Source organism: Haloarcula sp. Atlit-120R (assembly GCF_003665885.1).
GTDB lineage: Archaea > Halobacteriota > Halobacteria > Halobacteriales > Haloarculaceae > Haloarcula > Haloarcula taiwanensis.
In genome coordinates this window covers 1-750 of the sequence record NZ_QPLN01000023.1, presented here as the reverse complement: position 1 = coordinate 750, position 750 = coordinate 1, and the positions used below count along the sequence as shown (strand labels likewise).

Below are 750 nucleotides of genomic sequence, written 5' to 3'. Positions count from 1 at the left end.
CCCTCTTCAGCAGAGAGTGCTTGAATTGGTAATCGAAGAACCAATACATGGAAAGGCTATCGAAGGAGATGGCCGAACAGATTCACTCAGAGATATTCTAAATCAATTTTTTGAGGGTCAAATCAGCTTAGAGGAAGCAATCTCGAAGGTTTCTTCAGAACTACCCCGTCACGAATCACCTCACTCGCATAGCAATAGAGTATTCGCGGATGGGTGGGATGAGAGATTGTTACGCACACAGGCAAGTCGGTTCTACAATCAAGCTGTACTGGAGCTACTAAGTGAGCGAGGAGATAACTCTTGCTTCGTCCCCCACTCTTCGCAGGAAGACAGAGACTCTCCGTGTACGATTCCATTAGCAGGAAAAGAGGCGGATATAGACATCCTGCTCAATCGACTGAATCGCACCTATGGAGAAGCAGATTATCATGATGAAGTGAAAATCCCAAACCATCCACACTGTACACACACAGTGGTTCCAACATCGGAGAGTTGATTTCCGGAGAGTTGTGGCGTGTTTTCAATTAGTCTCCGATAATATGGACTGAATTATATCCGAGATCGGCCCCTGAATAAGTTGTAAATCAATCACTGCATACACTGATAGTAGAAGCAAGAGTCCAAACAGTGCGTAGTAAATCCGCTTGTCAGTCTGAAACTGATCGCTTATTCTCTCATCTTCATCGGAATTAACAATTTCTTTAAATAAATCTTCATTCATTTGCCTCTTGTACATCCGATAATAAGAAA

Annotated in this window: 2 protein-coding genes; one reads left to right on the top strand and one right to left on the bottom strand. The window is 43.2% G+C overall.

Features of this window, described 5'->3' with window-relative positions:
* A partial coding sequence (locus DVK01_RS22710; protein WP_121538825.1) for an antitoxin VbhA family protein occupies positions 1 to 496 on the top strand: 496 nt, incomplete at its 5' end.
* A gap of 24 nt (positions 497 to 520) precedes the next feature.
* On the opposite strand, the gene DVK01_RS22705 is transcribed toward DVK01_RS22710, so the two are convergent.
* Positions 521 to 750, bottom strand: a 230-nt coding sequence (locus tag DVK01_RS22705) for a hypothetical protein (protein WP_233562837.1), incomplete at its 5' end; no start/stop codon positions are given.